The 8780-nt window shown below is 68.7% G+C and carries 9 protein-coding genes and 1 pseudogene; 6 read left to right on the forward strand and 4 right to left on the reverse strand.

What is annotated here, in order from left to right:
• From FXN61_RS44195 to ctaD, 3 genes are all read left to right on the forward strand, one after another.
• Positions 1 to 1194, forward strand: a 1194-nt coding sequence (locus FXN61_RS44195; protein WP_167979805.1) for a hypothetical protein, incomplete at its 5' end; no start/stop codon positions are given.
• Positions 1194 to 2519, forward strand: coding sequence for an esterase/lipase family protein (locus FXN61_RS44200; protein ID WP_167979806.1), 1326 nt, complete (start codon positions 1194 to 1196; stop codon positions 2517 to 2519). The genes FXN61_RS44195 and FXN61_RS44200, both read left to right, overlap by 1 nt.
• Before the next feature lie 35 nt (positions 2520 to 2554).
• Positions 2555 to 4318 (forward strand): aa3-type cytochrome oxidase subunit I, encoded by a 1764-nt coding sequence (gene ctaD / locus FXN61_RS44205; RefSeq protein ID WP_167979807.1) that lies wholly within the window; start codon positions 2555 to 2557, stop codon positions 4316 to 4318.
• 15 nt (positions 4319 to 4333) lie between these two features.
• On the opposite strand, the gene FXN61_RS44210 is transcribed toward ctaD, so the two are convergent.
• On the reverse strand, positions 4334 to 5146 hold the full coding sequence (locus FXN61_RS44210) for an SCO6745 family protein (RefSeq protein ID WP_167979808.1): 813 nt from the start codon (positions 5144 to 5146) through the stop codon (positions 4334 to 4336).
• A 75-nt stretch (positions 5147 to 5221) separates the two neighbouring features.
• Between FXN61_RS44210 and FXN61_RS44215 the strand changes: the two genes are divergently transcribed.
• The 3 genes from FXN61_RS44215 to FXN61_RS44225 are packed head-to-tail and all read left to right on the forward strand — an operon-like array spanning position 5222 to position 6281.
• Positions 5222 to 5758, forward strand: coding sequence for a DUF4240 domain-containing protein (locus FXN61_RS44215; RefSeq protein ID WP_167979809.1), 537 nt, complete (start codon positions 5222 to 5224; stop codon positions 5756 to 5758).
• A 5-nt stretch (positions 5759 to 5763) separates the two neighbouring features.
• Entirely contained in the window at positions 5764 to 5949 is a 186-nt protein-coding gene (locus tag FXN61_RS44220; RefSeq protein ID WP_167979810.1) for a DUF4240 domain-containing protein, read from the forward strand.
• The gene (locus tag FXN61_RS44225; RefSeq protein WP_167979811.1) at positions 5931 to 6281 is read left to right on the forward strand and encodes a DUF4240 domain-containing protein; all 351 of its coding nucleotides are present in this window, start codon (positions 5931 to 5933) and stop codon (positions 6279 to 6281) included. The genes FXN61_RS44220 and FXN61_RS44225 overlap by 19 nt, the downstream gene beginning before the upstream one ends.
• Here FXN61_RS44225 and FXN61_RS44230 read toward each other — a convergent pair.
• The 3 genes and pseudogenes from FXN61_RS44230 to FXN61_RS44240 form a co-directional block, all read right to left on the reverse strand.
• Complete coding sequence (locus tag FXN61_RS44230) at positions 6269 to 6619, reverse strand: hypothetical protein (RefSeq protein ID WP_167979812.1); 351 nt, start codon at positions 6617 to 6619, stop codon at positions 6269 to 6271. The genes FXN61_RS44225 and FXN61_RS44230 overlap by 13 nt on opposite strands.
• Positions 6619 to 8547, reverse strand: coding sequence for a vWA domain-containing protein (locus tag FXN61_RS44235; RefSeq protein ID WP_167979813.1), 1929 nt, complete (start codon positions 8545 to 8547; stop codon positions 6619 to 6621). Before FXN61_RS44235 ends, FXN61_RS44230 begins: the two co-directional genes overlap by 1 nt.
• Positions 8544 to 8780, reverse strand: a pseudogene (locus FXN61_RS44240) (magnesium chelatase); the annotation flags it as partial. The pseudogene FXN61_RS44240 and the gene FXN61_RS44235, both read right to left, overlap by 4 nt.

An 8780-nucleotide genomic window follows, 5' to 3' on the forward strand; every position in this document is an offset into this window, starting at 1 on the left:
CTGAGCGTCGCGTACAGCATGGTCGACCGCAGGGACGAGGCCCTCGACGCCGCCAGGCAGGCCGCCGACCTCGCGGACGGCCTGCGGATCCACGGCGTGGCACTGCACAACCTGATGCGCCGCCAGCGCGACGCGGGCAAGCCCAGGGACGCGCTCGTGACCGGGCTGCGGACCGTCGAGGTGTGCCTGCTGCCGCAGCACGAGCACAGGCTGTCGACCTTGGCGGCCGCGTTGTTCACGCTCGACACGATCTGCGCGGGCCTGCGTCAGCCGGAGATCGTCGACGAGACCTGGGAGCGCGTGACCGCGCGGTTCACCGGGCCGCACCTCTCGACCCTGTTGATGCTGCGGGCGGCAGCAACGGCGGCCGGTGACCCGGCGGCGGCGAAGTGGCTGTGCCAGGCCCTGACCCACGTCGGCCAGTCCCGGCAGGCGATCCACGACGTGCACGAGATCGCGCGCCGCCACTACGACTCCGGTCCGTGGCCGTGGGACACCACGCCGGACTGGTTGACAGTCGATCGCACGCTCTTGACGACCGCACGCCGGTGGGTGTTCGCGCGTTCGTACGCCGACGAGCGCGCGATCCTGCTCGAACACCCCGAGCTTCTCTCGACGGACGCCGACGTGGCGGTCACCGAGGCGTTGTACGGGACGAGCCTGATCGAGGCGCAGGTCATCCAGTCGCGCCGGACGACCGCGCAGCAGCAGGGAGTGGCGCTCGCCTACCGGCCGTGGCTGCTCGCCAGCCTCGCGGACGAGTTCGTCGACGCCACGCCGGCCCGCCGCCGCGAGCTGCTCGCGACGCGCCGGGAAGAGTTGCTGGACAAGGAAGTGCTCAAGAACGTCCGGGACAACCGGCCCGTGCACGCGTTGCTGCTGCTGGCCGACGAGGACACCGACGTGCTCGACCTCGTGCTCGACGCGCAGGAGGACCCAGCGCGGGTGACCGAGATCCTGCGCGGGCTGGCGGCGAGTGCGTCGCCGCAGGCGCTCACCCAGGCCGTGACGGCGTTGGAGCCGCACGCGTTGGCCGCGCTCTACAAGGTGGTCGCGCGAACGCGAGCCGGTGACGGGCGTCTGGCGTTGCCCGTGCCGGACGAGCGTCTGGCGTGGATCCACGAGCTGACCTATCTGGTGCCCGCGAACCTGAAGCTGCTCACCCTCATCCGCAAGCTCGCTGAGGAGTCCTGATGAGTGACCTCGTCGTCGTCCTGCCCGGCATCCTCGGCAGCACGTTGCGCGACAAGGAGGGCATGGTCTGGGAGGTGTCCGGCAGGGCCGCGCTGCGTGCCGTGCTGACTCTCGGCCGTCACCTCCAGCGGCTCAGGCTCCCGTCCGGCATCGGTGACGAGCACCCCGGCGACGGCATCGAGCCCGTGGCGTTGATGGCCGACCTGCACGTCATCCCCGGCATCTGGACGCCGTTGAAGGGCTACGACCGGGTCACCAGGCGGATGAACTCGCTCGGCTACACCGTCGAGAAGGGCAACCTGCTGCTCTTCGCCTACGACTGGCGGCTGTCGAACCGCTACAACGGCGCTCTGCTGGCCCGGCGCGTCGACGAGGCACTGGACCGGATCGGCCCGGACGCCAAGGTCAGCTTCGTGTGCCACTCGATGGGCGGGCTGGTCGCACGCTGGTGCATCGAGCAGTGCGGGATCGCCGAACGCACCGACAAGCTCATCACGATGGGCACGCCGTACCGCGGCGCGGCGGCGGCGTTGGACCAGCTGGTCAACGGCGTGCGCAAGGGCCTCGGACCGCTGGCGATCGACCTGACCGAGTTCGCACGCTCGTTGCCCTCGCTGCACCAGCTGCTGCCCGAGTACGCGTGCATCGAGAGCCCATCAGGCCTGGTCAAGACGACCGAGACCACGTTGCCCGAGGTCGACACGAAGATGGTCGCGGACGCGATGGCGTTCCACGGCGCGTTGACCGACTCGTTCGCCGACCAGACGTACGCGATCCTCGGCGGCAAGCAGCCCACCGCCACGACCGCACGTGTCGCCGACGGCAAGGTGACCTGCTACCGCACGTACGAAGGCAAGGAGCTGTACGGGGACGCAACGGTGCCGATGGTCGGGGCCGCGCGCAGGGATCTGAGGCTCTCGTCGAACACGCTGCACCGCGTGACCGAGCAGCACACGTCGCTGCAGGACAACGCCGCGGTCCTGGACATGGTCGAGTCGTTCCTGACCTCGACCGAAATCGTCCCGCGCAACGTGACCGCGACAGAACCGCAGGTCAGCGTGCCCGACCTGGTGCTCACGACCGAGGACATCGAGGTCACGGTCGAGCTGAAGGACACCACCCCTCGCGCGTTGAAGGTGGCGTTGCTCGACGAGAACGGCAAACAGGTCGAGTCGCGCAGTCCGGCGATCTCCGAGACCATGGCGATCAAATTCGGTGGACTGGTCCCCGGCGCGTACTACGTGCAGGTCAGCGGCATCTCGGTGGGTGCTCCGGTGGTCCCGGTGACCTCCGCTGTGCTCGTCATGGATTGCCCCTCGGTCTGACGGGGAGGACGATGTTCCGGTAGCGAGGAGGCGAGATGACCACGATCAAGCCCACGCCTGTCGTACCTCATCCCGGGGCTGCGCGCGCCCGGCCGAAGGGCTCGTACTTCCTCTCGCTGTTCAAGACCACCGATCCCAAACAGATCGGGATCATGTACCTGACCACGTCGTTCGGGTTCTTCATGATCGGCGGCGTGATGGCGCTGCTGATGCGCGGCGAGCTGGCGCGGCCGGGCATGCAGTACCTGTCGAACGAGCAGTTCAACCAGCTGTTCACCATGCACGGCACGATCATGCTGCTGCTGTACGCGACGCCGATCCTGTTCGGGTTCGCCAACTACATCCTGCCGCTGCAGATCGGCTCGCCGGACGTGGCGTTCCCGCGGCTGAACGCGTTCTCCTACTGGCTGTTCCTCTTCGGCGGGCTGACCGTTCTCGCGGGGTTCGTGACGCCCGGTGGCGCGGCGGACTTCGGCTGGTTCGCCTACGCGCCGCTGAACAGCGCCGCGCACAGCCCCGGCATCGGCGCGAACCTGTGGATCATGGGCCTGGCGGTCAGTGGTCTGGGCACCATCCTCGGCGCGGTCAACATGACGACGACCGTCATCTGCCTCCGTGCGCCCGGCATGACGATGTTCCGGATGCCGATCTTCACCTGGAACATCCTGGTGACGTCGATCCTCATCCTGCTGGCGTTCCCGATCCTCACGGCGGCGCTGATGGGGCTCGCGGCCGACCGCAACCTCGGCGCGCACGTGTTCGACCCCGAGAACGGTGGTGTGGTCCTCTGGCAGCACCTGTTCTGGTTCTTCGGCCATCCCGAGGTGTACATCGTCGCGTTGCCCTTCTTCGGGATCGTGACGGAGATCTTCCCGGTGTTCAGCCGCAAGCCGTTGTTCGGCTACAAGGGCCTGGTGTTCGCGACGCTGGCGATCGGGATGCTGTCCGTGGCCGTGTGGGCGCACCACATGTACGCCACGGGCGCGATCCTCTTGCCGTTCTTCGCGCTGATGACGTTCCTCATCGCGGTGCCGACCGGTATCAAGTTCTTCAACTGGATCGGCACGATGTGGAGGGGCCAGCTGACGTTCGAGACGCCGATGCTGTTCGCGGTCGGCTTCCTGATCACGTTCCTCTTCGGTGGCCTGACCGGCATCCTGCTGGCCTCGCCGCCTGTCGACTTCCACGTGTCGGACACGTACTTCGTGGTGGCGCACTTCCACTACGTGCTGTTCGGCACGATCGTGTTCGCGACCTACGCCGGCATCTACTTCTGGTTCCCGAAGATGACCGGGCGGATGCTCAACGAACCGCTGGGCAAGCTGCACTTCTGGACGACGTTCCTCGGCTTCCACGGCACGTTCCTGGTGCAGCACTGGCTGGGCAACGAGGGCATGCCACGCCGTTACGCCGACTACCTGCCGTCCGACGGCTTCACGACGCTGAACATGATCTCCACGATCGGCTCGTTCGTGCTCGGCGCCTCCGTGCTGCCGTTCGTGTGGAACGTGTTCAGGTCCTACCGCTACGGCGACCCCGCCCCGCAGGACGACCCGTGGGGGTACGGCAACTCGCTGGAGTGGGCCACGACCTCTCCCCCGCCGCGGCACAACTTCAAGGAGCTGCCGCGGATCAGGTCGGAGCGACCGGCCTTCGAGCTGCACTATCCGCACATGGTCGAACGGATGCGGGACGAGGCGCACTTCTCGTTGGTACATCCGGGAAAGCACCGGGTGGGCAAGGACGAGATCACTGAGAAGACACTCGCCTCGACCCACCGGGACGGGCCGACCGAGTAGTCAGCGCCGGCATCGTTAGCGCCGGCCGGGAACCATGCCCGCGTCGAGGACGGCCTTGCTCAGCGGCGTGGCCAGCTCGACGAACCGCTGCTTCTCCTGGTCCGACAACACGTCGTAGGCCGGTGCGGCCATGCGGTCCGTGTCGTCCTCGATGCCCTGCCGCAGCTCGCGTCCCTCGTCCGTCAGCAACTGGTCGGCGCCGACGAGACCGCGCTTCTGCAGGTCTTCCACCGTCGCCGCCCACTGGTCCTCGGACCACGCGCGCGTCCTGCGCAGCACCTCGGCCGGCAAGTCGCCCGTCCCGACGTGCAGCACGAGCGCCTCGATGCCGGTGATGTTGTGCCGCAGCAACGCCGCGAGGTGCCCGTCGCCGCGGAACTCGCGCAGCAACGTCTGGGCGAGGAACAGCTGCAGAAGGGTCTCGTCCGGCCACGGCAGGCTCGCGTGCGCGGCGAACAACGTACGGCCGTGCGGCATCTCCTTGGCCCGCTCTGCGGCCCGCTTCGCCAGCTCGGTGATCTCCTTGAGGTCGTCGGGCAGCACCTTGCGCAGCGCCTCGTCCGCCGCCTCGAACCGGAGCTCGATCATGCGCTGCGGCGTGACCTTCTCCCACGCCTGCGGGATGCGGGCCCGGACGATCTCGGGGTTGAAGTTGTAGAACGTCGAGATCACGACCTCGGCACCGACCGGACCGAGCGCCGCCGCCCGTGACGCGAAGTACCCGCCGGGCCGGTCGAGCCCGACGCTCGCGTACCGGGACTCCGCCTCCGGGGCGAAGTAGATCATTCCGTGCACGGCCTCGAGCGAACGAAACAAAGTCCTGATCATGCCTCCAAACTAGATCGTCTCCGCGGATTCGTCAGGTACCGAAAATTGTCAGACCCCTCTGTCAAGCTCGGTGACGTGGACTCGAAGACCTTCTGGACCCTGATCGCCGACGCCCGCGCGAGCGTCTCCGACCCGTCCGACAGCGATGCCGTGGCCTCCGCCGCTTCCACCTTGCTGGAGGCCCGGCCACCCGCCGAGATCGTCGCGGCGCAGCAGGTCCTGTGGGATCTGCTGGCGGAGTCGTACCAGAACCCGCTGTGGGCGGCGGCCTACCTGATGAACGGCGGCTGCTCGGACGACGGCTTCGACTACTTCCGCGGCTGGCTGCTGACCCAGGGCGAAGAGGTCTACCACACGGTCCTGGCCTCCCCGGACTCGCTCGCTTCCTTACCCGTCGTCGTGTCGGCCGCCGAGTCGGGCATGGACATCGAGTGCGAGAGCGCCCTGTCGATCGCCTGGGACGCCCACATCAAGGCCACCGGCATGCAGCTTCCCGAGGACGCCTTCACCATCCGCTACCCCGAGCTGGACCCGGACTGGGACTTCGACTTCGACGACGAGGCCGAACTGTCCGCGCGTCTGCCCCGCCTGGCCGCGCTCTACGAGGCCTGACCGCGGTGGACGACTTCTGGAGCGTGGTCGATTCGGGTCGCACCGACGCCAAGACCTGCTGCGACGTGGTCGCGAACGCCACCACGTGGCTCTCGGCCAGGCCCGCGGCCGAGATCGTGGCCACCCACCAGGCCCTGTGGCGCCTGATGGACGCCTCCTACCTGCACCCGCTGTGGGCGCCGCCCACCTGATCCGGTGCGGATGCTCCGACGACAGCTTCGACTACTTCCGCGCTTACCTGTTGACCCAGGGCCGGCGCGTCTTCGAGTCCGCCGTCGTCAACCCGGACTCGTTGGCCGGCATGGCTCTGCTGCCCGACGAGTACGGCAGCGTCGGCAGCTGCGAGGACATGCTCTCCATCGCCTGGGACGCCCACCTGGCCGTCACCGGCGAAGATCTCCCCGACGACGCCTGGGAACGCCGGGAGCGCCTGCCGCTGGATCCGGACTGGGACTTCGACTTCGACGACGAAGCCGAGATGCGCCGCCGTTTGCCCCGCCTGTCCGCGGTCTACCTGCGCTGACCGGCGACGAGCACGCCGAAAGCCACGTGATCCAGCCACTGCGGAACTCTTGGCAGAGAACGGATCCGCTCGTTCCGCCGCCCGATGACCTCCAGGTCGAGGGCGGCGATCACCAACCCGGCCACCGCCCCACCAACCACACCCCGCACCCGCAGCCGTGTCAGCACGAACGTCCAAAAAGCCGACACGGCCAGGTGCACCACGACGCCTGCACCAACACCGCCGCCCACCAACGACCCGGCCGCCTTGGTGGCGCGCAACGGATCGCCGCCGGTCGCCAGCGCGTGCACGGTCGACGGCAGTCCGCTGAGCAGAGCAGCGAGCAGGAACCGGCGCATCACCGCCGCCGTCGCCGAGACCTCAGGTAGTCGCTGACCACGGCGGCACCGAGCCCGTCCTCGTCCGGCGACACCACGCGCCCGCCGCCCCGCCGCGCCACGATGTCGACGAAGGCGGCCAGGCGAGGATCATCGCCGAGCTTGAACACCGAGATCGTCGCTCCGAGCCGGGCCAGCGCGTCGACCTCGTTCAGCGTCTTGGTCAACGTCCGTGGCAGCGGCGGATAGTTGAACTCCGCGTCCCCCTCGGGCTCCAGGTGCGCGGTGGGTTCGCCGTCGGTCACGACCAGCACCACGGGTTGCGCGTCGGGATGACGCCGCACGTGACGCCCTGCCAGCAACAACGCGTGGTGCAGGTTCGTGCCCTGCTCCCACACACCTTCCAAAGCCGTCAGCTGACCGATGTCCACGGCCTCGGCGTAACGGCCGAACGTCACCAGCTGCAGGGCATCTGTGCGGAAACGGGTGCGCACGAGGTGATGCAGCGCCAACGCCGTGCGCTTCATCGGCACCCAACGGCCGTCCTGCACCATCGACCACGAGGTGTCCACGCACAACGCAACGGCGGCCCGAGTCCGATGCTCGGTCTCCGACACCTCCAGGTCCACCACGTCCAGCGACATGGAACCCGAACGCAGCACGGCGTTGCGCAAGGTTCGCGGCACGTCCCACGGTTCGGTGTCGCCGAACTGCCACGGCCGCGTCGAGCCCATCAGCTCGCCCGCGGCACCGGCGGAGACCGTGTCGCGGGAACCCTGCGACGAACGCAGCTGGTCCACAACGCCTCGTAGCGCCGTCTCGCCCATGCGCCGCAACGCTTTCGGCGTCAGGCGCAGCGAGCCGTCCGGGGCGCGCTCCAGGATGTTCTGCTGGCGAAGAGCCTTCTCCAGGTCCGCTAGGCGGCGGGCGTCGACCGAGGCCGACTCGCCCAGCTGACGTTCGAGGGCCTCCAGGTCGATGTCCTCCAGGCGCGCACCGGGATAGGACTGGGACAGCTGCTCGGCCAGGGCGTCCAGCTCGGCGAGGTCCGCCATCGCCTGGGCACCTTCGCCGAGCCCCAACGGGTCCTGGCCGCGGAAACGCGCGGAGGAGGTCCAGTCCTCGCCAGGCCGCAGCCGCTGCAACAACGAGTCCAGAGTGGACAGTTGCGAGCCGATGCCGCCGAAGGCCTGCTGGGACAACGCGGCCAGCTCGGCGCGTTGAGCCTCGGTCATCGAGTTCATCATGCGTTGCGCGGCGGCCGAGCGGGCGGCCAGTGCGTCGATGAGCTCGTCGACGTTGCGGGGGTTCTCCGGGAAGAACTCGCCGTGCTTGCGCATGAACTCGTCGAACATGCGCGGCGTGTCCGGGGAGCCGGCGGCGTGGGCTTCGAGCAACGAGTTCAGGTCGCGCAGCATGCGCTGGATCCGGCGGACGTCGTCGGAGTCCACATTGGACAGCGCTTGCTTCATGCCCTGGAAGCGCTGGTCGAGCAGCTCCCTGCCGAGCAGGTCGCGGATCTGCTCGAACGCCTCGCGGGCCTCTTCGGAACGCCAGTCGTAGGAGGACAGTTCCTGAACGGCCGCGGCGGTTCCCGGCGGCAGGGCGTCCAGCTGGGCCTCGCGGAAGCGCGCGTCGTCTGACGGGTCGGGGAACAGCGCACGGCGCTCGGCCTCGACCGCCTTGTCCAGCAGTTGACGGACCTCGGACAAGGTGCCGTCCAACCGGTGACGGCGCTGGATCGACGCGCGGCGCTGCCACAACCGCGAGGTCAGATCGTCCAAGCCGCGCGTGCCGTCGACGCCGCGGCGCAGCAGTTCACGCAGGGCGGAGGACGGCGACGCGCCCTCCATGATGTCGCGGCCGAGGTCGTCGACCGCCGCGCGGAGGTCGACCGGCGGCGCCAACGGATCGGCGCCACCGCCCCAGCGTCCGTAGCGATATCTCATCCGTACACCGATCGGTCGTCGTCGGAGGACGTGTCCTTCGACAGGTGGCGAGTCAGGTACAGCGACTCCAGAGCCAGCTCCACGGCCGACGCGATGCGGCCGACGGGGTCCTTCGGGCCCGCGCCCATGCGCGCCGCCACCTCGTGCAGGATCGGGAGCTCCGGCAGTGCGGCGAGCAGGTCGCCGGCGTGCACGCGGTCGCCGGTCGCGACCGGGTGGCCGTCCGAGACGAC

It is taken from the genome of Lentzea indica (genome assembly GCF_012184385.1).
Taxonomy (GTDB): domain Bacteria; phylum Actinomycetota; class Actinomycetes; order Mycobacteriales; family Pseudonocardiaceae; genus Lentzea; species Lentzea indica.

Coding starts and splice junctions, on each gene's coding strand:
- ctaD (WP_167979807.1), top strand. CDS start 2,555: ATGACCACGATCAAGCCCACGCCTGTCGTACCTCATCCCGGGGCTGCG.
- FXN61_RS44200 (WP_167979806.1), top strand. CDS start 1,194: ATGAGTGACCTCGTCGTCGTCCTGCCCGGCATCCTCGGCAGCACGTTG.
- FXN61_RS44235 (WP_167979813.1), bottom strand. CDS start 8,547: ATGAGATATCGCTACGGACGCTGGGGCGGTGGCGCCGATCCGTTGGCG.
- FXN61_RS44230 (WP_167979812.1), bottom strand. CDS start 6,619: ATGCGCCGGTTCCTGCTCGCTGCTCTGCTCAGCGGACTGCCGTCGACC.
- FXN61_RS44210 (WP_167979808.1), bottom strand. CDS start 5,146: ATGATCAGGACTTTGTTTCGTTCGCTCGAGGCCGTGCACGGAATGATC.